At 60.9% G+C, this 21,669-nt stretch carries 22 protein-coding genes and 2 tRNA genes; 12 read left to right on the top strand and 12 right to left on the bottom strand.

The window, feature by feature from the left end:
- Positions 1-2: 2 nt before the first annotated feature.
- Both EV281_RS07055 and mutY read right to left on the bottom strand, forming a co-directional pair.
- A complete protein-coding gene (locus EV281_RS07055; RefSeq protein ID WP_132652261.1) occupies positions 3-617 on the bottom strand; it encodes an HAD family phosphatase in 615 nt (204 codons plus the stop codon).
- A gap of 2 nt (positions 618-619) precedes the next feature.
- Positions 620-1,711 carry an A/G-specific adenine glycosylase gene (mutY, locus tag EV281_RS07050; RefSeq protein ID WP_132652260.1) on the bottom strand — a complete coding sequence of 364 codons (1,092 nt, stop codon included), beginning with the start codon at positions 1,709-1,711 and terminating at the stop codon, positions 620-622.
- 97 nt (positions 1,712-1,808) lie between these two features.
- Here mutY and EV281_RS07045 point away from each other — a divergent pair, with 97 nt between their 5' ends.
- From EV281_RS07045 to ppdK, 6 genes are all read left to right on the top strand, one after another.
- A complete protein-coding gene (locus EV281_RS07045; RefSeq protein WP_132653204.1) occupies positions 1,809-2,297 on the top strand; it encodes a DUF721 domain-containing protein in 489 nt (162 codons plus the stop codon).
- Positions 2,298-2,365: 68 nt separating this feature from the next.
- Positions 2,366-2,632 carry a type II toxin-antitoxin system ParD family antitoxin gene (locus tag EV281_RS07040; protein WP_132652258.1) on the top strand — a complete coding sequence of 89 codons (267 nt, stop codon included), beginning with the start codon at positions 2,366-2,368 and terminating at the stop codon, positions 2,630-2,632.
- Positions 2,622-2,834, top strand: a complete 213-nt coding sequence (locus EV281_RS07035; RefSeq protein ID WP_245508240.1) for a type II toxin-antitoxin system RelE/ParE family toxin — start codon at positions 2,622-2,624, stop codon at positions 2,832-2,834. Before EV281_RS07040 ends, EV281_RS07035 begins: the two co-directional genes overlap by 11 nt.
- A gap of 223 nt (positions 2,835-3,057) precedes the next feature.
- Positions 3,058-3,756, top strand: coding sequence for a DsbA family protein (locus tag EV281_RS07030; RefSeq protein ID WP_132652257.1), 699 nt, complete (start codon positions 3,058-3,060; stop codon positions 3,754-3,756).
- 72 nt (positions 3,757-3,828) lie between these two features.
- Positions 3,829-7,287, top strand: a complete 3,459-nt coding sequence (locus tag EV281_RS07025) for a chromosome segregation SMC family protein (protein ID WP_132652255.1) — start codon at positions 3,829-3,831, stop codon at positions 7,285-7,287.
- Between the two features lie 439 nt (positions 7,288-7,726).
- Entirely contained in the window at positions 7,727-10,393 is a 2,667-nt protein-coding gene (gene ppdK, locus EV281_RS07020) for a pyruvate, phosphate dikinase (RefSeq protein WP_132652253.1), read from the top strand.
- On the opposite strand, the gene EV281_RS07015 is transcribed toward ppdK, so the two are convergent.
- Both EV281_RS07015 and EV281_RS07010 read right to left on the bottom strand, forming a co-directional pair.
- On the bottom strand, positions 10,387-10,662 hold the full coding sequence (locus EV281_RS07015) for a hypothetical protein (protein ID WP_132652251.1): 276 nt from the start codon (positions 10,660-10,662) through the stop codon (positions 10,387-10,389). The two genes, ppdK and EV281_RS07015, sit on opposite strands and share 7 nt — an antisense overlap.
- A 73-nt stretch (positions 10,663-10,735) precedes the next feature.
- Positions 10,736-10,930 (bottom strand): hypothetical protein, encoded by a 195-nt coding sequence (locus EV281_RS07010; RefSeq protein ID WP_132652249.1) that lies wholly within the window; start codon positions 10,928-10,930, stop codon positions 10,736-10,738.
- Between the two features lie 108 nt (positions 10,931-11,038).
- Between EV281_RS07010 and EV281_RS07005 the strand changes: the two genes are divergently transcribed.
- On the top strand, positions 11,039-11,284 hold the full coding sequence (locus EV281_RS07005; protein WP_007818080.1) for a hypothetical protein: 246 nt from the start codon (positions 11,039-11,041) through the stop codon (positions 11,282-11,284).
- 14 nt (positions 11,285-11,298) lie between these two features.
- Here the strand turns inward: EV281_RS07005 and EV281_RS07000 are convergent, their stop codons facing one another.
- Positions 11,299-11,688 carry a hypothetical protein gene (locus EV281_RS07000; RefSeq protein ID WP_132652247.1) on the bottom strand — a complete coding sequence of 130 codons (390 nt, stop codon included), beginning with the start codon at positions 11,686-11,688 and terminating at the stop codon, positions 11,299-11,301.
- A gap of 215 nt (positions 11,689-11,903) precedes the next feature.
- On the opposite strand from EV281_RS07000, the gene EV281_RS06995 reads away from it, so the two are divergent.
- Positions 11,904-12,812 (top strand): DUF1499 domain-containing protein, encoded by a 909-nt coding sequence (locus tag EV281_RS06995; RefSeq protein WP_132653203.1) that lies wholly within the window; start codon positions 11,904-11,906, stop codon positions 12,810-12,812.
- A 355-nt stretch (positions 12,813-13,167) separates the two neighbouring features.
- Here the strand turns inward: EV281_RS06995 and EV281_RS06990 are convergent, their stop codons facing one another.
- The 3 genes from EV281_RS06990 to EV281_RS06980 are packed head-to-tail and all read right to left on the bottom strand — an operon-like array spanning position 13,168 to position 14,836.
- Positions 13,168-13,620: a DCC1-like thiol-disulfide oxidoreductase family protein gene (locus tag EV281_RS06990; RefSeq protein WP_132652245.1), complete on the bottom strand. Its 453-nt coding sequence runs from the start codon at positions 13,618-13,620 to the stop codon at positions 13,168-13,170.
- 2 nt (positions 13,621-13,622) lie between these two features.
- Positions 13,623-14,537: an MBL fold metallo-hydrolase gene (locus EV281_RS06985; RefSeq protein ID WP_132652243.1), complete on the bottom strand. Its 915-nt coding sequence runs from the start codon at positions 14,535-14,537 to the stop codon at positions 13,623-13,625.
- 2 nt (positions 14,538-14,539) lie between these two features.
- Entirely contained in the window at positions 14,540-14,836 is a 297-nt protein-coding gene (locus EV281_RS06980) for a cupin domain-containing protein (protein ID WP_132652241.1), read from the bottom strand.
- Positions 14,837-14,996: 160 nt separating this feature from the next.
- On the opposite strand from EV281_RS06980, the gene EV281_RS06975 reads away from it, so the two are divergent.
- Positions 14,997-15,071 (top strand) — tRNA-Gln (locus tag EV281_RS06975).
- Between the two features lie 138 nt (positions 15,072-15,209).
- Here the strand turns inward: EV281_RS06975 and EV281_RS06970 are convergent.
- Positions 15,210-15,620: a hypothetical protein gene (locus tag EV281_RS06970; RefSeq protein ID WP_132652240.1), complete on the bottom strand. Its 411-nt coding sequence runs from the start codon at positions 15,618-15,620 to the stop codon at positions 15,210-15,212.
- 260 nt (positions 15,621-15,880) lie between these two features.
- On the opposite strand from EV281_RS06970, the gene EV281_RS06965 reads away from it, so the two are divergent.
- Positions 15,881-15,957: transfer RNA gene (locus EV281_RS06965), tRNA-Pro, on the top strand.
- 219 nt (positions 15,958-16,176) lie between these two features.
- Positions 16,177-16,362: a hypothetical protein gene (locus EV281_RS06960; RefSeq protein ID WP_132652238.1), complete on the top strand. Its 186-nt coding sequence runs from the start codon at positions 16,177-16,179 to the stop codon at positions 16,360-16,362.
- Between the two features lie 334 nt (positions 16,363-16,696).
- Here the strand turns inward: EV281_RS06960 and yghU are convergent, their stop codons facing one another.
- Together yghU and EV281_RS06950 are read right to left on the bottom strand one after the other, a co-directional pair.
- Positions 16,697-17,575, bottom strand: a complete 879-nt coding sequence (yghU, locus tag EV281_RS06955; RefSeq protein ID WP_132652237.1) for a glutathione-dependent disulfide-bond oxidoreductase — start codon at positions 17,573-17,575, stop codon at positions 16,697-16,699.
- Positions 17,576-17,815: 240 nt separating this feature from the next.
- Positions 17,816-18,487, bottom strand: coding sequence for a GNAT family protein (locus EV281_RS06950; protein ID WP_184327212.1), 672 nt, complete (start codon positions 18,485-18,487; stop codon positions 17,816-17,818).
- A 95-nt stretch (positions 18,488-18,582) separates the two neighbouring features.
- Here EV281_RS06950 and EV281_RS06945 point away from each other — a divergent pair, with 95 nt between their 5' ends.
- Complete coding sequence (locus EV281_RS06945) at positions 18,583-19,989, top strand: PLP-dependent aminotransferase family protein (protein WP_132652234.1); 1,407 nt, start codon at positions 18,583-18,585, stop codon at positions 19,987-19,989.
- A 50-nt stretch (positions 19,990-20,039) separates the two neighbouring features.
- Here the strand turns inward: EV281_RS06945 and EV281_RS06940 are convergent, their stop codons facing one another.
- Positions 20,040-21,542 carry a DegQ family serine endoprotease gene (locus EV281_RS06940; RefSeq protein WP_132652232.1) on the bottom strand — a complete coding sequence of 501 codons (1,503 nt, stop codon included), beginning with the start codon at positions 21,540-21,542 and terminating at the stop codon, positions 20,040-20,042.
- Between the last annotated feature and the right edge of the window lie 127 nt (positions 21,543-21,669).

Genomic DNA, 21,669 nt, shown 5'->3' with positions numbered 1-21,669 from the left:
GCTCAGGCCTTAAGGCCGTAGCTGGCGAGATCGGCGCGCAGCTTATCGGCGCCGGTGAAAAGCACGGCGTTCCAGCCGGCTGCCTTCGCGCCCTCGACATTGACTGGCGCGTCGTCAATAAAGATTGTCGCGGTCGGATCAAGGCCGAAGCTCTTCGTATGCGTTTCGTAGATCGCGAGATCGGGTTTGATGAGGCCGACATCGCCAGAAACGGTCACGCCGCGTGGCTTCTTGAGGAAGGGGAAGCGCTCCTGCGCCTCGCGGAACGTGTCCGAGGCGAAGTTCGTCAGCATCGTCACATCCCGGCCTTCATTGATGAAGTCTTCCATGATCGCGACGCTATCTTCATAGGCATGCGGCACCATCTCGTGCCAGTTCTTGCGGAAGGCGCGGATATGCTCTTCGCGGGTCGGATGCTGAGCAATAAGAAGTGCTTCTGCATCCGCCCAGGTACGACCGCGGTCCTGCTCGATGTTCCAGTCGTGCGTGCAGACATTGGCAAAAAACCAGTTGCGCTCGGCCTCGTCGGGAATGAGGCGGCTAAAGGGAATATGCGGATCGTAATGAATGAGAACTTTGCCGATATCGAAAACGATGTGTTTGATGTCTTCTGCCATAGTCATCCCTTGGCTGTTTTGAACGCGAGAGGAATAGCCGCTGCGATCGCTTTTTTCATGATAGTCGGCAATGCCTGAGCTTCAAGATTTGTAACCGGCTCCCACCATCCGTCATCGATTGGAAGGCGATCGGCAATCGCCACCCGGAAGATCGAAAGTCTCAATTCGAAATGGGTGAAGACATGAGTGACGGTGCCAGCACTCTCCCATCCGGCTTTGAAAGGCGCGGCCTCGGCTGATGTCTCGCCATCCTGCCGCGCGGTCCATGCCGTCGTCGGAATCTCCGTCATGCCGCCGAGCAGGCCGCTTTCGATACGCCGCCGCAGCAGAATCTCGCCATCGGAGGTGACCGCTACGAAGGCTGCGCCACGGCGGATCGGCTTCTCTTTCTTCGCGGCCTTGAGCGGGAATTGCTCGGGATCATGCAGCCTGAGTGCTTCGCACGACCCATTAAAGGGACAGAGCGAACAGGCTGGTCGCTTCGGCGTACAGATCGTGGCGCCAAGATCCATCATCGCCTGCGCGAAATCACCGGGCCGGTCGGCTGGTGTCAGCAGCGCCACCTTCTGGCGCATCAGCGGCTTTGCGGCCGGAAGCGGTGTGGCGATGGCATAGAGTCTGGAAATCACGCGCTCCACATTGCCGTCCATCACGGCTGCCTGCCGGTTGAAGGCGATCGCCGCCACCGCTGCCGCCGTATAATCGCCAATGCCGGGCAGGGCCTTCAGCCCCTCTTCGGTATCCGGGAAAATGCCGCCATGCTCGCTCGCTACCGCCTCGGCGCATTTCTTCAGGTTGCGCGCCCGCGCATAGTAGCCAAGCCCCGCCCAGGCGGCCATGACCTCTTCACTCGGCGCTCTTGCGAGATCGGTTACCGAGGGCCATTTCGCCAGGAAGTTGGCGAAATAGGGTTTCACCGCCGGCACAGTCGTCTGCTGCAGCATGACTTCCGAGAGCCAGACACGATAGGGATCAGCCTTGATGCCGCGCTTGGCCATCGGCGGAGAAACGCGCCAAGGCAGGTCGCGATGATGGCGGTCGTACCAGTCGAGGAGAGGGGAGGCAGTCGGCGCGTCCGGTGTGCGTATCGTCATTATTTGCCGCGATCGGGGGAAGTGCTCTATACTTGACGAAGCAATGCGGCGCGATCAAGCCGGCGGCCTCGACTGGACGTCGCTTACCAAGGTTTCGATGAATTATCCACGCAAAGATGTTAAGCAAATTGCGGAGCTGACGAACGGTATCATCGATCCCGTTCTCGCTCGTCGTGCCGGCATTAATAGCGCGCTGCTCGGCTCCTGGGATGAAATTGCCGGCGAGGACTTCGCCGATTGCACCCGCCCGGAAAAAATCACCTGGGCGCGCGGTGGCGATGACGGTAGCTTCCGCCCCGGTATTCTGACCATTGCGTGCGAAGGCGCACGCGCCCTTTTCCTCAGCCACGCTCAGGGCGAACTCATCCAGCGCATCAATAGTTTCTTCGGCTTCGCTGCCGTCCACCAGATCCGCATCGTCCAGAAGCCGGTCTATCAGCCGGTCAAGCGCTTCCGCACACCGCCGCCCTTGAAGGGCGACGCCGCCCGCAAGCTGGAAGGCATGATGCAGGGCCTCGAGGACGAGAAAATTAGGCAGGCGATCGCCCGCCTCGGGACGGCCGTTCTCGGCAAAAAGCCCAGATAAAGGCACCTTTCTATTGGCACGGCCCAAGCGGTGTATTACACTGTAATGCATTCAACCAAGGTCAAGTCATGCGCAGCAGTAAGCCCATTACGGTCACACTAGGCCGCCAGCAGAAAAGTCTCGACGCTCGTCTGGAATCTGGAGCTTACGGCTCTGCCAGCGAGGTTCTGCGCGCTGCTTTGAGGGCGCTTGATCGTGAAGAAGACGCGATCAACGAAATTATGAACCAAAAAATTCGCGAAGCGCTCGACGATCCACGCCCGGATATCGACTCGGAAACGGTATTTGACCGTATCGAGCGGTTGCACGCCGCACGCGGCGGCAATGGTGACTAAGGTCGTCTTTCGGCCCAAGGCAGAAGATGATCTTCTTGCCATATACGAGTTTATCGCCCGCGATAGCCCCGTCCGGGCTATCGAATTTGTTCGCAGGTTGAGAAGCCTTTGCACCTCGTTGGAAACGATGCCTGAGCGTGGCGCGCTGCGCAACGACTTCGCGCCGGCATCAGAATCCTGGTTTTTGAACAGCGCGTTATGATCGCTTACCGCTTGCGGAAGAGCGAGATACAGATAATCAGTCTCTTTTATGCAGGACGAAACACCCCTTCTGCATTCCGGGAATGATTGATTTGTTCGCGGATCTGCGGTTTCGTCTTTCGCAGGTCACAATTCTTTGAAGAAAGTTGGCGAAGCGTGCCTTGTTAGCGGCTTCCTGCCGTTATATCGCACAACCAGCTGCCACACTTGTTTATGGGGAACCCATGCGCATCTCTGAAATGCAACTGACGAAACGCCAGCTTCTGGGTGGTGTCGCCGCCGCAACCGCATCGATCGCGGTTTATGGTACGGCGCAGGCGCAGGCAGCCCCGGAAATTCCGAAGCCGGATGGCGATGTGGATATGGCCAAGGTGTTGACCCCCGGCACGCTGCCGGAAATGGCGCTCGGAAAGGCCGATGCTCCGGTCAAGATCGTCGAATATATGTCGATGACCTGCCCGCATTGCGCCCACTTTCACAACACGACCTTCGATACGATCAAGCAGAAATACGTCGATACCGGCAAGGTTCAGTTCGTCCTGCGCGAATTCCCCTTCGACCCGCGTGCTGCCGCCGCCTTCATGCTCGCCCGTTGTAACCCGCAGAAGCCGGAAGAACTCTCCACGCCCGAGCAGTATTTCCCGATGGTCGCGATGCTCTTCAAGCAGCAGCAGCAATGGGCTGCCGCCGATGATGGGCGCGCCGCGCTGCTGCAGATGTCGAAGCTCGCCGGATTTACTGAGGATAGCTTCACGAAGTGCTTGACGAACCAGAAACTGCTGGATGAAGTGAATGCCACGCGGGAACGGGGTTCCAAGGATTTTGGCGTCAACGCCACGCCGACGTTCCTCATCAATGGCAAGCGCTATTCTGGAGACATGCCGGTTGACACCATGTCGGCCCTCATTGACAGCCTCCTCTGATCCGTACCGTTTTGCGAAGGCGGGCGGCGGCGAAAACCGTGCGCCCGCTTTTTCGTTTGATAAGGCCGCGGCATGAAGTTCAACAAGCTTCGCCTTGTCGGCTTCAAGTCCTTCGTCGAACCGACCGAATTCATCATCGAGCGCGGACTGACGGGCGTCGTTGGTCCGAACGGTTGCGGCAAGTCCAATCTCGTCGAAGCCCTGCGCTGGGTCATGGGCGAGAATTCCTACAAGAACATGCGCGCGTCCGGCATGGACGACGTGATTTTCTCCGGCTCGGGAAACCGCCCGGCGCGCAACACCGCCGAAGTTGCGCTCTATCTCGATAATGGCGAGCGCACCGCGCCAGCCGCCTTCAACGACAGCGATGAAATCCAGGTCACCCGCCGCATCGAGCGTGAGCAAGGTTCGATCTATCGCATCAACGGCAAGGAAAGCCGCGCCAAGGACGTGCAATTGCTCTTTGCGGATGCCTCCACCGGCGCGCGCTCTCCCTCCATGGTAGGGCAGGGTCGCATCGGCGAACTGATCGCCGCAAAACCGCAGGCCCGCCGTCAGCTCTTGGAAGAGGCCGCCGGCATCTCCGGCCTGCATTCCCGCCGCCACGAAGCCGAACTTCGTCTGCGCGCCGCCGAAAGCAATCTGGAGCGGCTGGACGACGTCACTTCGCAGCTCGAAAGCCAGATCGAAAGCCTGAAGCGCCAGGCCCGTCAGGCAAACCGTTTCAAGACGCTTTCCGCCGATATCCGCGCCCGCGAGGCAATGCTCCTGCACATCCGCTGGGTGCAGGCAAAGGAGGCCGAAGCCGAGGCCGACAGCGCGCTCAACCAGGCAACCGTCGTCGTCGCCGAAAAGGCGCAGATCCAGATGGATGCGGCGAAGAACCAGGGTATCGCCAGCCTGAAGCTCCCGGAACTGCGCGAAGGCGAAGCGCGGGCTGCGGCCGCTCTCCAGCGCCTGCAGATCGCCCGCAGCCAGCTCGAGGAAGATGCCAACCGCATTTTGCGCCGCCGCGACGAGCTTACCCGGCGTCTCGCGCAACTTGCCGAAGACATCAGGCGCGAAGAACGGCTTGTTGCCGATAACGCTGTCATCCTTGCTAGGCTCGATGCGGAAGAGGCCGATATCGCTGAAATCCTCGCCGATTCCGGTCGTTATGCCGAGGAAATGCGGGAAGCTTTCGAGGAGGCTGCGGCCAAACTCGCCGACAGCGAACGTATCTTCAGCGCGCTCACGGCAGAACGCGCCGAAGCCGCCGCCGGCCGCAACCAGCTTGAACGCGCCATCCGCGACCTCGCGGACCGCAAGCTGCGCCTCGAACGCCAGATGGACGAGGCCAATCGCGAACTTGCCGGCATCGAGGAGAAGATTGCCACACTGCCGGATCCGGACGAAAAACGCGCCGTGGTCGAGGCCGGTGAGATCGCCGTCACTGAGGCCGAAGCGACGATCCAGTCTGTCGAACAGGCGCTTGCAAGAGCGCGTGAGACCGAAGCGCTCTCCCGCACCCCGGTCGAACAGGCCCGCAGCAAGCTCAACGCGCTGGAAACGGAAGCCCGCACGATCCAGCGCATGCTGGCCGGTGCCGCAGCGGGCGAATTTTCGCCGGTTGCTGAAGAGCTGAAGGTCGATCGCGGTTTCGAGACGGCGCTCGGTGCCGCACTCGGCGATGATCTCGAATCGCCGCTCGACCCGAATGCACCAGCCTACTGGTCGGAAAACGGCGATGGCGCCGGCGACCCGGCGTTGCCCGCAGGCGCTGAGCCTCTGCTGAACCATGTCCGCGCACCCGCCGCGCTGATCCGCCGCCTGCGCCAGATCGGTCTGGTCGCTGCCACCGACGCGCCACGTCTGGTGAAAGAACTCAAGGCCGGCCAGCGGCTGGTCACCCGGGAAGGTGCTGTCTATCGATGGGATGGCCACGTGACCGGCGCCGATGCGCCGAGTGCTGCTGCCCTTCGGCTTGCCCAGAAGAATCGACTTGCAGAACTGGAAGGCGAGGCTGAGCTTGCCCGCGATGTTCTGAGCGAAGCCGAAGAACGTCTTGCTTCCGCTGCCGAGATGATCCGCGGCGAGGAGCGGCGGTTGACGGACGCCCGTGACTTGAGCCGTCTGTCTGCACGCCATCTGGCGGAAGCACGCGAGGCGCTTGCCGCTGCCGAGCGCGCTTCCGGCGATCTCATTCGTCGCCGCGATGTCATCGCCGAAGCCGTCAGCCAGTTGCAGGCGCAGCTGGAGGATATCTCGGTTCAGGAGGAAAATGCCCGTATCGAGCTCGAAGATGCAGCAGATCTGACTGCGCTCGATGAACGACTGCGCTTCCAGCAGGCCGAGGTCGCGACGGATCGCGGCGCCCTTGCCGAAGCCCGCGCCCGCCACGAGAGTTTGAACCGCGAAAACGACGCTCGCCAGCGACGTATCGTTGCCATCGGCCAGGAGCGCGAGACATGGCGCCAGCGGGCCGCAAGCGCCGAAGACCACATCGCCACGCTGCGCGATCGCGAGGAGGAGGCCCGCGAGGAATCCGCCGAACTGGATATGGCGCCGGACGAATTCGACGGCAAGCGCCGCGCGCTTCTGAGCGAGCTCCAAAAGGCCGAGGAGGCCCGCCGTCACGCTGCTGACCTCTTGGCAGAAGCCGAACTCTTCCAGCGTGACGCCGACCATAAGGCGGCTACTGCACTTTCCGAACTCGCCGAAAGCCGCGAGCGCCGCGGCCGTGCGGAAGAACGCCTCGTTTCTGCCCGCGAGAAGCGGCAGGAAAGCGAGCAGCGCATTCGCGAAACGCTGAACGTGCCGCCGCATGAGGCGCTGCGCCTTGCCGGGCGGCCGGGACTGCAGACGCTGCCAGATCCGCGCGAGGTCGAACGTGAGGTGGAGCGGCTGCGGATTGAGCGCGAGCGTCTGGGCGCCGTCAACCTGCGCGCCGACGAGGAGCAGAAGGAACTGAGCGAGAAGCTGGAAGCGCTCGTCAAGGAACGTGACGACGTCATCGATGCCATCAGAAAGCTGCGCGGTGCGATCCAGAGCCTCAACCGCGAGGGCCGTGAACGCCTGATCGCCGCCTTCGATGTCGTCAACGCCCAGTTCCAGCGTCTCTTCACCCACCTGTTCGGGGGCGGCACGGCGGAACTGCAACTGATCGAATCCGACGATCCGCTCGAAGCAGGCCTTGAAATCCTCGCCCGCCCGCCGGGCAAGAAGCCGCAGACCATGACGCTGCTGTCAGGTGGCGAACAGGCGCTGACGGCGATGGCGTTGATCTTTGCCGTCTTCCTCACCAATCCCGCGCCGATCTGCGTGCTGGACGAAGTGGACGCTCCCCTCGACGACCACAATGTCGAGCGTTACTGCAATCTGATGGACGAGATGGCGGCATCGACCGAAACCCGATTCGTCATCATCACTCACAACCCGATCACCATGGCCCGCATGAATCGCCTCTTCGGTGTGACGATGGCCGAGCAGGGTGTTTCACAGCTCGTCTCGGTCGATTTGCAGACAGCAGAGCGTCTCCGCGAGACTGCTTGAGGCGGCATTTTAATTAAAGACCAAAAAAGGTCACGTTCACATCGGGTACGTACCCCATTTGGGTGATGCTCTTTTGCGCGTATTGCATTAGAAGTTGTTTTATCGCAACCGCGTCATTGCCGATAAGTAGCAATCGACCCTTGCGATCAATGGAATTTGCAATGCCGCCTTCGGGTTGAGATGCGGACCGGAGGCAGCATGGCATGAATGGACCCCCCGTCCGGTTTTCCTGGCTGGACGGAAACAAGGCTTTGCGGGACCGTTGTTGCAGTCCCGCAAAGCTTTTTTTATGCGTTTATCTGGCGCCTCATGATTTTCAATCGTTTGATTCTGCATCCCGTCAGGGATTTATTGTGCGACGCAACATTTTGCCGCATTTGTCGATTTTCATTTCAACACCAAGGGATTAAGCTGATCCCCGAAATAGGTTGGGGGGAAGATGACCAAGTGGGTCTATACGTTCGGCAATGGGCAGGCTGAAGGCCGGGCGCGCGACAAGGAGATCCTTGGCGGCAAGGGCGCCAATCTCGCCGAGATGTGCAGTCTCGGTCTTCCGGTTCCTCCCGGTCTCACCATCATCGGCGAAGCCTGCAACATCTATTACAAGAACGGCCGCAAGATCGATCCTGATCTGAAAAAGCAGGTGCTTGCGGGCATTGCCGGTATCGAAGAGATTACCGGGCGCCATTTCGGCTCGAGCAATCGGCCTCTGCTGCTGTCCGTGCGCTCCGGTGCCCGCGTCTCAATGCCCGGCATGATGGATACGGTGCTCAACCTCGGCCTGAACGACGAGACGGTCCAGGCGCTCGGCCACGATGCCGGCGATGCCCGCTTTGCCTGGGACAGCTATCGCCGTTTCATCCAGATGTATGCCGACGTCGTCATGGGTCTCGGCAACGATCTCTTCGAGGAAATCCTCGAGGACGAGAAAGCGCGCCTTGGCCACGAATTCGATACCGAACTCAGCGCGTCCGAATGGCAGCATGTCGTTTCGCTCTATAAGGCATTGATCGAGGAAGAGCTGGAAGAGGCCTTCCCCCAGGATCCGGCAGTCCAGCTTTGGGGTGCTGTCGGTGCGGTCTTTTCGAGCTGGATGAGCCCCCGCGCCGTCACCTATCGCCAGCTCCACAATATTCCGGAAAGCTGGGGTACCGCGGTCAATATCCAGGCCATGGTCTTCGGCAATCTAGGCAATGCGTCTGCGACAGGCGTTGCCTTCACCCGCAATCCCTCGACAGGGGAGAAGATCCTCTATGGCGAATTCCTCGTGAACGCGCAGGGCGAGGATGTTGTGGCCGGCATTCGCACGCCGCAGAGCATTACCGAGGAGGGGCGGATCGCTTCCGGCTCCGAAAGGCCCTCGATGGAAAAGCTGATGCCGGAGGCATTCGCGGAGTTCGGCCGGATCTGCGCCGAGCTCGAATCTCATTACCGCGACATGCAGGACATCGAATTCACCATCGAGCGCGGAAAGCTCTGGATGCTGCAGACGCGATCAGGCAAACGCTCGACACGCGCAGCCATGAGGATCGCCGTCGACATGGTCGATGAAGGCCTCATCACCGAGGACGAGGCCGTCCTGCGCATCGAGCCATCGACGCTCGACCAGCTCCTGCATCCGACCATCGACCCCCGGGTCAGCCGCCAGGTCATCGGCTCCGGCCTGCCGGCCTCTCCGGGGGCTGCCACCGGCGAGATCGTCTTCACGGCGGAAGAGGCGGTCGAAGCGGAGGAAGAGGGCCGCAAGGTCATCCTGCTCCGCGTCGAGACGAGCCCCGAGGACATTCACGGCATGCATGCCGCCGAAGGCATCTTGACCACCCGTGGCGGCATGACCAGCCACGCGGCCGTCGTTGCCCGCGGCATGGGTATCCCCTGCGTCGTCGGCGCCGGCACCATGCGTATCGATGCCCGCAACGAACGGCTGATCGGCATCGGTGTGACACTGAAAAAGGGCGATATCATCACCATCGACGGTTCTGCCGGCCAGGTGCTGAAGGGCGAAGTGCCGATGATCCAGCCGGAACTGTCAGGCGATTTCGGCCGCATCATGGGCTGGGCGGATCGCGCCCGCCGCATGACCGTGCGCACCAATGCCGACACGCCGGCCGATGCTCGCGCCGCGCGCTCCTTCGGCGCCGAAGGCATCGGTCTTTGCCGCACCGAACACATGTTCTTTGAAGGCGAGCGCATCCATGTGATGCGCGAGATGATCCTTGCCGAAGACGAGAAGGGCAGGCGGAGTGCGCTCGACAAGCTCCTGCCCATGCAGCGAGGCGATTTCACCGGCCTGTTCACGGTTATGCACGGCCTGCCGGTGACGATCCGCCTGCTCGATCCGCCACTGCATGAATTCCTGCCGAAGAGTGATGAGGAGATTGCCGAAGTCGCCTATGCCATGGGCATGGAGCCTGCAGCTCTTCGCCAGCGCGTCGATGCGCTGCATGAATTCAACCCGATGCTCGGCCATCGCGGCTGCCGCCTTGCTATCTCCTATCCTGAAATTGTCGAGATGCAGGCCCGCGCCATATTCGAGGCGGCGGTCGCCGCTGCACAAGAAACCGGTGCTGCCGTCGTTCCGGAAATCATGGTGCCGCTCGTCGGCCTGCGCTCGGAGCTCGATTACGTGAAAGCGAAGATCGATGCCGTGGCGCAGGATGTCATGTCGGAAGCCAAGATGCGCATCGATTATCTCGTCGGCACGATGATCGAGCTGCCGCGCGCGGCACTGCGCGCCCATGTCATCGCCGAGGCGGCCGAATTCTTCTCCTTCGGCACCAACGACCTGACGCAGACAACCTTTGGCATTTCGCGCGATGATGCCTCTGCCTTCATCCCGACCTACCAGCGCAAGGGCATCATCGAACATGATCCCTTCATATCCCTGGATTTCGATGGGGTAGGTGAGCTGATCCGTATTGCCGCCGAACGTGGCCGGCGCACCCGCAATGACATGAAGCTCGGCATCTGCGGCGAACATGGCGGCGATCCCGCCTCGATCCATTTCTGCGAGACGATCGGCCTCGACTATGTCTCATGCTCGCCCTTCCGCGTGCCGATTGCACGGCTCGCGGCGGCGCAGGCGGTGATTTCAGGCGCTCAGTGACGGTGGTGATAATAGCGCGGATAGACGTAGGGACCGTTCAGATTATAAGCCATGTCGGCCATCACCCAGTCGCTGTCGTAGCGGGCCTGGGCACGGCGGTCGAGATCGATACGCTGCAGGCATGTGGCAAAGCCATCGGTTCCGCGCTTGAAGCCGTAACCGAGGCAGGTCTGCTCGTCGCGTGCCCGCCGCTCCTCGGGCGTCAGCGTCTGGCAGGCAGCAAGGCCTGCGGCCAGAACGGCGAGAAGCGACAGAACATATACGCGCATCGGTTTATTCCTCGAGCATCACCTTCCGAACAAGAAAAATCCATCCGCCTGGCGTCGTCAACCTACTGTGATATCAGGCTGCGCCCGCAGGGTCGCCAATTGGCAATAGCGCCGGATCGAGTGGCCGGTCTTCCGGCTTCTTCGTATCGCCCGGATCCTGTGGATTTTCCTGAATGCGGTCGGGAATACCGGCGGGCGGCTGCTGACCGGGCTGCGATTCGGCGTCGGGTATTTGATCGGGTGCTGGAATGGAATCCTTATTTGGCATGGTTGCCTCCTTCTTTGGGGAAGGAACGGCAGAATGCATGCTTCGTTCCACTTTCGTCGTCGGGCGTTCCTATGTAAGAGCAAGGACAGCAGCACTGGAAAGAGCACCATGGCGATCCGTGATCGATTTTCGAAGAAACTCACCTGCCCGCAATGCGGCAATAGCGGCTTCGCCGAAGCCTCCGAGATCGATGATGCCAAGCGCAAAACCCCTGACTTCAAGGTCGATCAGCTGCCGCGCGGCTTCTTCGTACAGCGGCCGTCGGTTCATCAGGAAACATTCATGCTGAAATGCGAATGCGGCCGCAAGTTTCCTTTCCGCTCGCTGGCGGAAGCTGCAGCCGGTAGAGACTGACGCCAGGAAAGGCTCTAAATCCGCTCGAGAACTTCGACGAAGGCATCTGCGAATCGCACCAGATGCTCGGTATCTTCATCGGGCGCCTGCACGCGGATTTCCGTGCCGTTCTGGTCGAGCAGGGCAAGAACCACCCGCATCTTCTTGTCCGAGGTCGGGATCCGCAGCACAGCGATGCGCCGGCAATCCTCCACGAGGCCTGCCGCCGGCAGGTCGAAGAGGAGTTCCCCACCGGTTTCGCCAGCCGCCTTGCGTACCGCCTCGCAGAATCCGGCCTCGCCGCCCGCATAGCCTTCCAGCGAAAGTTCGAGTTCAAGCAGTTCCAGCGGCAAAAGCGGCTCGCCGTGATCGATGCCGCCAAGCGAGGGCGACTGCTGCCTTTCCATCGTCTCGGGTGAGATCATCTGTCTCTCCTGTTTCGTGGGAAGTCTATGAAACCCCGGCAGAATGGCCTTTTTGCGGCATATCAGCAATACCTTATGGAGGTCGCGGCGCCTTTAACGTGGATTGCGTCGGCAATGCTCAGACAAGAGTTTCAATTTAGACGAATCTTGCACTAGAAAAGTCGATGGCGGCAAACGCGCTCGACGCGTCTGCCGCCGACCAACCGGTAAGTTTGATGGCCATCCGTTTCGATCGTCCCGTTTCCCGTGCTGCCCGCCTTTCGCGGCACTTCGGGGCGTTTGCGCTTGTGCTCTCGGTGGCGGTGCTGATCGCTCATCGCTTCGGCGGGCTTGCCACACCTTATCTCATCCTGGTGCTGCTCGTTTCCGTCGGCTGCGCTGTCCTCGCTACCCTGTTGGCGGCAATCGGCCTGCGCAGCCTCTGGATGACGGGTGCAGAAGGTGGGTTGAACGCGCTGGCTGCACTCATCTACGCTGCCTTTCCGCTCGGCGTCGGCGCCTTTGCGGCCGAGCGCTACTTCACTCTGCCGGCCATTTACGACGTCACCACGGATACGGCTTCCGCACCCGACTGGCTGGCGCAGCCGCAAGCCGATCAGATCTGGCTTCCACGTGATCCCGTGATCACGCCAGGGGACCGCGAGCGGCAGCTTGCCGCTTATCCGGAACTCACCGGCCGCCGTTACGACGGCGCGCTCGACCGTGTTCTCGAGGCGGTCAAGAAAGTCGCCAAGCAGAACGGCATCACCATCACCAAAAGCAAAGGCGATACAGCGCCCGGCCGCGAACTGGAGGACAAGCCCGTCCCGACCCAGCCGGAAAACGGCGGTGTCGCCGATTCTCCCGACGTCATTCCCGTGCCGATACCGCGCCCCTATGAGGATGATGTTGCCAAGCTGATTCGCGGCGCCAACGGTGTGACCTTGCAAGGCACCACCCGCACCTTCATCCTCGGCCTGCGTTTCGACATCATCATCCGTCTCAGGGAAGAGGCGGAAACCACCTTCGTCGACGTCCGCGTCGCCTCGCGTTACGGCCAGCATGATCTCGGCTTCAGCGCCGAGGTTGCCGAGCAATACCTTGGTGCCCTCGACTCCGAACTCCTGGGGATCGCGGGTGGGTGAGGCCCGGTGCTGCGGAGCAGCAGTAATCGATCCAGTGAATCGATTACAGGGCCGAACGCCCGAAGCCATGCGGAGGGCCGGCAAGCCCGGTGCTGCGGAGCAGCAGTAATCGATCCAGTGAATCGATACAGGGCCGAACGCCCGAAGCCATGCGGAGGGCCGGCAAGCCCGGTGCTGCGGAGCAGCAGTAATCGATCCAGTGAATCGATACAGGGCCGAACTCCCGAAGCCATGCGGAGGGCCAGGATACGGCGAGGCATATTGAAGCGCCTTTACCGCAAACTTATCCGGTAGATTGCTCCGGCACCCGAGACACCTGAAGGGCGGCGCACAGAGGCTTGCAAAACCGCAAGCCTCACCCCAGAAACCGCTCCCGCACCTCAGCCGTCGGCACCATGCAACTCTCCCGCCGCCCGGCAATCCTGAGCCGGTTCCGCGCAACCACCCCATAAGCCACATCCGCAATCTGCCGCGGCACGATCCTCAGCATGCCCGCGAATGCCCAAGGCATGCCAAGCCCCTCCAACATGCGGATCGTCGCATCGGACTTGTAGTAGGCGCGCCCCTTGTCGAGCAGCAGGTTGGTCTCGTAGTCCCGCGTCTCCAGCCCATAATGCCGGTAAAGCGCCTCGCCGAGCGGCGTTTGGGCGATGATGAAGCGATAGCGTTTCTCCGTATCCCGCTTCAGCAGGAACTGGACCCAGCCGGAGCAGAAAACGCATTCGCCATCGAAAAGGATCAAGGGCTTGTCGTCGGCAAAAGCGGGCACCGAAGGATCGTCGCGATAGCTGTAATCCGCATAGGCCATTCTCAGCCTCCCGCTAATCGATAGTGCGCAAAAAGAGAAGGCGACCCATCGGCGCTGACCTCGCCGCGCTCCATTAATTCCTCGATATGCGCCAGCACCGAGAGCGCTGCGGCACCATGCAGCTGCTTATCTGTATCGCGGTAGATCACTTTCACCATTTCCGGGATGGTGCTGTCCCCTTTCCGAAGACGCTCGATGATGGACAGTTCCCGCAGGCGCCTATGCGTCTTCAGTCCGCGCATAAAGGGTGCAGGCGAAGTGACCGGGCCGCCATGGCCGGGGAGCAGCAACTGATCATCGCGGGCGATCAGCGTGTCGAGCGAGGCCATATAATCCGCCATGGAGCCATCGGGAGGCGCAACGATCGTCGTTGCCCAGGCCATCACATGGTCGCCCGAAAACAGGACGCCGCTGCCTTCAAGCGCATAGGCTGCATGATTGGCGGTATGCCCCGGCGTCAGCACGCCTGTCAGCGCCCAACCGTCGCCGGAAATAGTCTCCCCGTCGCCAATGGCGATGTCGGGTACGAACTCCATGTCCGAGCTTTCTGCAAAGGGATTGATCTCGCCATCCCTTAGCGGCCGCGACGGCCGGTGCGGTCCTTCGCCGACCGTCAGCGCTCTCGTTTTTTCCTTCAGTCGCCGTGCAAGCGGCGAGTGATCCCGGTGCGTGTGGCTGACGAAAATATGCGTCACCTGCCGGCCGGCAAGCGCTGCCATCAGCGCTTCGAAATGCGCGTCGTTCTCCGGTCCGGGATCGATGACCGCGACCGACGAGCCGCCGATGATATAGCTGTTCGTGCCATGGAAGGTAAAAGGGCTCGGATTTTTTGCCGTCAAGCGCTGGATGCCGTCGGCGACGGGAATCGGCTGACCATAAGCCGGCTCGAAGAAGAGATCGAAGTTCGCACCGGACATGATTATTTATATTCGATCTCGATGAAGGACATGGGCTGGTCGCCGGCGTTGACGACATTATGCTCGATGCCGGCCTCACGGCGATAGGCAGCTCCCTTGGCGACATCCACCCGCTGGCTTCCCTCGGCATCCTCGATCAGGAACTGACAATCGGTCATCGGCACGACGACATAGCCAAATCCGTGCGTGTGAACGCCGATATCGGCACCCGGCTCGAAATCCCACTGGGTGATGCGCACGACGGCATCGTCGAGGATCGGCGTGGCAAGCGCGGGTGGACGGGCGCGATATTGGCTCAACGGTTTCTCCATTGGCTGTGTCGATGCTTGAAGTCCTACCATGCCGGCACCGCAGCCGCATACAAATATGACGTCGCAGTCAACTTAGTGATTGTGAGGCAGGCAGTCCTTTGCTAATCAGGCCACGTTTCAGTGAAGCGGGCATCCGCTTCAGCTCTGGTGGGGCGTAGCCAAGCGGTAAGGCAGCGGTTTTTGGTACCGCCATCCCCTGGTTCGAATCCAGGCGCCCCAGCCAAGTTTCCAAATATCGATCGTGCTATCGAAGGCCCTGTTAGCGGAGCGGGGCGAGGCCTTTACCCTTTTTAGGCCTGAAAAGAAAAGCCCATCGATTTTCACCGACGGGCTCGATCAAACGTCTATCAAGCAGTCAGACTTATTTCTGAGCCGGCGCCAGGAATTCGGCGCAATAGGACGGTCCGTCCACACCGGGGATATCGTTGACGGTGCGGATATCGCGGATCGTGTAATCGGAATTGGTGGTGATTTCCGCCTGGCAGCGCAGGTAGAGCGTGCGGGCGCCTGCAATCTGCTTGCCGCGCTTGCCATCAGCACCTTCGGCATATTTCGCCGGAACGCGCACCGTCTTATAGCCGCCCTTCCAGCTGTAGATCGTCGACGATCCTTCGTCGCGGTCGCTGAGCGGCGGGCCGTAAGCAGCAAAAAATTTGCCGGCCGACTGGCCGACCCAGCGTGCCTCGATCGGATCGCCGGGGGTGGGTATGGTGGTGCAGCCGGCGAGCGCAATCGCAAGCGCGGCGGCCCCGGTCATGGTGCGGAGTTTCATCGTATCGTCCCTGATAGTTAGCCAGTGGCTGCGAAGCCGCCTCGCGACGGTTTCGCCTGTCCCGCCGAGCGCTTTAGCGCGTAACCCGGCAAAAGAAAATTGCCACTTGGCCGCTTCTGCAGAATTTGTCGAAGGTGTGGCTTTTTGCTGCACAGCCGGCCGGAAGGCCCTGTCGCGAGCCTGTCAAAAATTCCGATACCTTTTTGAATTTTGGTGCTTGCGCAACATAATAGGCCGGTCTATAGAGGCGCCGCTGGTCACGGAGTGTAGCGCAGTCTGGTAGCGCACCACGTTCGGGACGTGGGGGTCGAGTGTTCGAATCACTCCACTCCGACCAGCCGAAAAGCCCGCGCAAGCGGGCTTTTTTCTTTGCGGTGTTATCGTCCGCTGCATCCCGGAACAGCTTCAGCCTTGCGATCACGATGCATCCGCCAGGCCTGACAGATCACATTCCTCCTCCTGCGAACTGATTTTCAGCGGGCAAGATTCTAAATTTTAGATTTTTCTAACGAACAAATCGGCGCTAAGTTGGTTTCTTTCGGAGGAGGAAACGTCGATGAAGCAGATGAACAACCGGCAAGTCCGCATTCCCGGCCCGAAAGATCATGACATCGCCGAGCACTGCCGAAAATTCGGGATAGGCCCGGCCGAGGAGAAGAAGCTGAAGAAGCTTCTGGGTCACAGAGCGCCGCTTCATGAGATCCAGGCGAACGCTCCCATACCTCAACCGAAGTGGCGTTAGATCGACGCCGTCTCCATCCCACACTCTCCATGTAATGGCCGGCGTCTCCGCTTTGACGCACGGGTGAGATATAGCCGCGTCCAAAGGCTCGAAACAAAAAAGCCCCGCCGGTGGCTGTCGACGGGGCAGATAGGGAAAGCCCTCCGAAAGGTGGCAGGAGAGCTTTTGTATTTCAGCAAGACTGAGAGGATGAGACGAGGGCACTTTTGCCGGATTCGGTACAGTTCGCTTCAAAACCCATAATTTTTAGTGGGAAAACACGCGATCATGGCCTGTCGCGGTTTTTTGCAGAGGCGGACGCACGGCGTAGTGCGCGTCCGCCTTCCGGAGTCCCTTAGCTGGCTGGGTTCAGCTTATCCTGGGTCTTTGTTTCGAAATCGCTGGCATCATGGCGTTCGCGAAGCTGGCTGGAGGGCTCGCCGCTGACGCGGTTGACCATGCGGCCGCGCTTGACGGCCGGTCGGTCGCCGATCATGTCGGCCCAGCGGTTGACGTGCTTATATTCCTGCACCTGCAGGAATTCGGCGGAATCACCATACATCCAGCCCTTTACGAGACCGCCATACCAGGGCCAGATCGCCATGTCGGCAACGGTGAACTTGTCACCGGCGATATATTCGCTTTCGGCGAGGCGCCGGTCGAGCACGTCGAGCTGACGCTTGGTCTCCATGGCGAAACGATTGATCGCATATTCGATCTTTGTCGGCGCATAGGAATAGAAATGGCCGAAGCCGCCGCCAAGATAAGGCGCACTGCCGACTTGCCAGAACAGCCAGGAGAAGCACTCGGCGCGTTTGGCCGGATCGGTCGGCAGGAACGCACCGAATTTTTCCGCGAGATAGGTGAGGATCGCGCCGGATTCAAAAATGCGCACAGGCTTTTCACTGCTGCGGTCCATCAGCGCCGGAATCTTGGAGTTCGGATTGACCTCGACAAAACCACTGCCGAACTGGTCGCCGTCGCCGATCTTGATCAGCCAGGCATCATATTCTGCTCCGCGATGGCCAAGTGCCAGCAGCTCTTCGAGCATGATGGTGATTTTCACGCCATTTGGCGTTCCCAGCGAATAAAGCTGCAGCGGATGGCGGCCGACCGGCAGTTCCTTCTCGTGGGTCGGTCCTGCAATCGGACGGTTGATGCTGGCGAATTGGCCGCCGTTTTCCTTGTCCCAGGTCCAGATTTTAGGGGGCGTATACTCGGACGAACTGGTCATATGAGCTCCTGACAGAATAACTTCGTGCTGTGAATGAAGGACCCAATGCTTAACGGCAATTGGCACCCATGAACATATTGGTAGCAATGAAGTTATTGTCATCGGCGGGTCGGCTTTTTTGTCGCCGCCGCTTTCGGCGTGTCGCGCAAAACCGCCTAGCGGTCTTGCGATAACGACCTCCGAGGACAAAAGCCTGAAGCGTGACGGCGTATCCGAAAGATCACGGCACGCCTGGGTCAATCAGAACCTGAGCTTGCTCTTCTGCTGGCCGTCGGCATCAAAATTCTCGGGCGAAAGCCACGCTTCATATCCCGCCTTCAGCCTTGGCCAGTCACTATCGATCATGGCAAACCAGGCGGTGTCGCGGTTGCGGCCCTTCTGCACCATATGCTGGCGGAAGATGCCCTCGAAGACGAAGCCGAAGCGTTGTGCTGCCCGCTTTGAAGGTTCGTTGAGATTGTTGCACTTCCATTCGAAACGACGGTAGCCGAGCGTGTCGAAGACGTAGGCGGCGCAGAGGTAGAGCGCTTCGGTCGCAACCCGTTTGCGGGCGATTTCAGGTCCCCAGAGAATGTTGCCGATCTCGATGACGCCGTTGGCGGTATCGATACGCATCAGCCCCTGCCGTCCCTCGGCACGTCCCGTCGCCTTGTCGATGACGGCAAAGAACAGCGGGTCCTCGCTTGCCGCAGCCTTTTCCAGCCAGGGCGTGAAGGCGGCCATATCGGCGGGCGCGCTTTCGAAGAGATAGCGGAATCGGTCTTCCGCACCCGGTTGCTGGGCCGAACGGAGTAGGTCGGCGCCATGTTTTGCTGCGTCCAGCGGCTCGAGGCGCGTGTAGCGGCCTTCAATTGGAGCGCGGTCGGGGCGGGCGACACCCTTCCAGTCGGCAAGATCCGTCGTCATATCCATATTCCCTTGGGAGCATTGAACTCGGGTTGGTCTTGCCTTGCTAATGGACTGGAGTAAAAGTCCAGTTTCGATCTTTTCAGCAGACCAGTAGAAGAATGACCTTCACGCCCGCATGGCTCGATCTCGATCGCAATGGCGGTGATCTCGTCGGCCAGATCTATCGAAGCCTGCGTGACCGCATCCTGTTTGGTCAGCTTCCGGCCGGGCATAAGCTGTCATCGACTCGCGCCTTTGCGACTTCGCTGGGTGTCGCGCGCTCGACTGTCGTGGAGGCTTACGATCGTCTGAAGTCCGAAGGATATGTCGAAGCTTCCGCCGGTGCTGCGACACGGGTTGCCGCCCTTGCACGGATACGGCCCGAACCGCAGCAGGGCGACCGCCGGCCGGTAGCGGGAGAAAGCTCCGAACAACCACCTTACCGCGCCCTTTTTCGGCCCGGCGCGCCCGACGTATCGGATTTCCCTCATGCCGTCTGGAGCCGCCGCCTTGCGGCCCGCAGCCGGTCTCTGCGCATCCATCATCTCGGCTATGAGAATCCAACCGGTATCCGCGAACTGCGCGAAGCCATTCTGGCGCATGTCTCAGTGACGCGCGGCGTGGTCGCCGAGCCGGAGCAGGTCATGATCGTGCCCTCCACGCGTGCGGCAATCGACATGCTGGCGAGGTCAATGCTGAGAAGAAGCGGCCGCGCAACCGCATGGATGGAAGACCCAGGCTATCCCGCCGCTCGCTTGCTGCTCGGTGATGCCGGTGCCGAGGTCGTGCCGGTTCCCTGCGATGATCAGGGCATCGATGTTTCAAGGGTCGAAGGTCCGCCGCCGGCGCTGATCTATGTGACGCCGTCCCATCAATACCCGACCGGTGCCACGCTCAGCCTGCCGCGCCGGCTGGCGCTGCTGGAGGCTGCGCGCCTTGGCCAAAGCCTCGTCGTGGAGGATGATTACGACAGCGATTTTCAGTATGGCTCGCGGCCGATCGCCGCTTTGCAGGGCATCGACAGGGCGGAGGTCGTCGCCTATGTCGGTACCTTCTCCAAGGTGCTGGCGCCCGGCCTGCGAGTCGCCTATGCGGTCGTGCCGCGCTGGCTGATATCGGAGGCTTCGGAGGCATTGCATCGCAGGGGCGTTGCCGTTTCCGCCCATATCCAGGCGGCCCTTGCCGATTTCATCAACGAGGGCAGGCTGCGCGCCTATTTGAGGCGAATGAACCTGCAATATGCCGCGCGCATGGCCCGGACGGTCGAGACGCTGGAGAGCCAGTTTGGCGGAAGACTCGCCGTATCGGGCGGTAACGGCGGACTGCAGCTTGCGACATGGTTTCGTGACGAGACAACGGATGATCGAATGGTGGTCGCGAAGGCGTATGCATTGGGCTATGGGCTAATGCCGATGTCGCACTTTTTCCTCGGCAGGTCCGCTCCCGGCATCCTGTTTGGCATCTCGCAGGCCGAGCCGGCCGCCGTTCAAAGGCTGGCCGCGGATCTCCGCGCTGTGCTTGACTAAAAACACGTGCGCCCGGAACTGGTCCGGGCGCAGCGCTCACGTGGATGTGCTCATGCGGCGGCGAAAGGCACAGCCACGAAGGTCTTCGCATCGCCGCGTTCGATCAAAAGCAGCACCGACTTGCGACCAGCCTTGCCGGCGTCTGCGACGGCGGTCTTGACGTCGCGGGCGTTATGGACGGGCTTGCCGTTGACCGAGATGATCACGTCGCCGGGCTGAATGCCGGCCGTAGCGGCCGGTTTGTCCGGGTTGACGCTGGCAACAACTGCGCCGACGACGTCGCGGGGCAGGTTGAGCTGCTCGCGTGCATCAGGCGTCAGGTCGGCAAGACCGATGCCGATGCTCGGCTGGCCGGCAGCCTTGCCCTGATCGTCGTTGCTTTCGGCAGCGGCCTGCTTCTGGGTATCTTCATTGCCACCGACGGTGACCTTGACATCGATGGTCTTGCCGTCACGCCAGACGGCCAGCGTTTCCTTAGCACCCGGCGACAGGTCTGCGACGAGGCGCGACAGATCCTTCGGCGTCTTGACGTTCTCGCTGCCAACAGCGGTCACGACATCGCCGCTCTTAATACCGGCTTGTGCTGCCGGCGTTCCGTCGGTGACGGCGGCAACAAGCGCGCCTTCAGCCTTGGCGAGACCCACAGCATCGGCGACATCCTGAGTGACCGGCTGGATCTGTACGCCCAGATAGCCGTGATCGATCGAGCCGTCCTTCTGCAGCTTCGCAACGATTGCCCTGGCTTCAGCCGAGGGGATAGCGAAACCGACGCCGACGCTGCCGCCGTTCGGCGAGTAGATTGCGGTATTGATGCCGACGACATTACCGTCACGATCGACCAGCGGGCCGCCGGAATTGCCATGGTTGATCGGCGCATCGATCTGGATGAAATCGTCGTAAGGGCCGCTATGCAGGTCGCGGCCGCGGGCCGAGACGATACCGGCCGTGACCGTCGTACCGATGCCGAACGGATTGCCGATAGCAAGGATCTGGTCGCCGAGCTTCAGCTTGTCGGAATCGCCCCAGGCGATGGTCGGAAGCTGATGCGGAGCCTGGACTTTCAAAACCGCAAGGTCGGACTTGGCGTCGGCGCCAAGGAGTTTGGCCGGCAGCTCCGTGCCGTCGTCAAGCGTGACCTTGATATCGCTGGCATTGTCGATGACGTGGTTGTTGGTGACGATTACGCCGTCAGGGCTGATGACGAAGCCGGAGCCGAGCGCCATGGCATGCTGCGATTGGTGCTGCTGCGGTGCCTGGTGCGGCAGAGGAATGCCCTGCTGTTCGAAGAACTGGCGGAACTGCTCGTCCATCGGCGAATTGTCGGCGCTGGCATTGGTCTCCTTCATCGTGGTGGTGATGGTCACCACGGCCGGCTTGTCGGCATCGACGACGGAAGCAAATGAACCGCTGGAGGCAAGAATGCCACCGGTCTCAGCCGGTGCAGCAAGAGCCGTCGAGGAAGAGGGGATGGCGAAAGGCAGGGAGGCCGCGCCGAGAACGATGGCCGCTCCGACAAGTGCTGCGGCCCGATGCTTGCGAAGAATGTCTGACATGGTGGAAGTCCCTTGCGAGAGCGTTGGCATGAGATGGCGTCTTGGTTCCATGAGGCGGGCCCCGGCGCCGGGGAGTATCGTCGGCATTTATTGACATCGTTACTTCAATTTCGCCTGTGTATTGAGG

Source organism: Rhizobium sp. BK418, from assembly GCF_004341105.1.
In the GTDB taxonomy this organism is placed as follows: domain Bacteria; phylum Pseudomonadota; class Alphaproteobacteria; order Rhizobiales; family Rhizobiaceae; genus Rhizobium.
This window is presented reverse-complemented; position numbering and strand designations above follow the sequence as displayed.